Source organism: Ensifer sp. ZNC0028 (assembly GCF_000799055.1).
Classification (GTDB): domain Bacteria; phylum Pseudomonadota; class Alphaproteobacteria; order Rhizobiales; family Rhizobiaceae; genus Ensifer.
The window spans coordinates 1-558 of the sequence record NZ_JTLA01000225.1; the positions used below are offsets into that span (position 1 = coordinate 1).

A 558-nucleotide genomic window follows, 5' to 3' on the forward strand; every position below is an offset into this window, starting at 1 on the left:
TCACCGCACCGCTCTGAATACCCGAGGTAATGACCGGGGCATCGTTCGTGCCGGTGATCACCACCGTCACGGTCTGTTTTGCCGTGCCGCCATGGCCATCGTTGATGGTCACCTCATAGGTCTGCGTGAGCGTCTGACCAGCTTGGAGTGAGTCGATCACACCGTCAGCGACCTTGAAGGTCCAACCGACCGAATTGCCGGCCTGGTTCACCGGGTCGAGCGCGAACTTGCCGAGATAGCCGTCGCCGTTCGCCTTGAAGCTGGCGCTATGCTCATCCAGCGTATCGACGTCGGCAAAAGCCACCGTGCCGCCCTGAACATGCACCACCGCATTCTCGCCGTCCGCGCCGTCAGCACGCTCGGTCACCGTCACGTTCTGCACGCCCGAGGTAATGATCGGCGCATCGTTGGTACCGGTGATCACGATCGTCACCGTCTGCGTCGCCGTGCCGCCATGACCGTCATTGATAGTCACGTCGTAGGTCTGCGTCAGGGTCTGGCCAGACTGCAGGGAGTCGATGACGCCGTCGGCGACCTTGAAGGTCCAGGCGACAGAAT

1 protein-coding gene is annotated in these 558 nt (G+C 61.8%); it reads right to left on the reverse strand.

Annotation, left to right across the window (positions count from 1 at the left end; genetic code table 11):
- The coding region (locus L981_RS32710; protein ID WP_043626974.1) for a VCBS domain-containing protein at nucleotides 1-558 on the reverse strand (558 nt) is incomplete at both ends.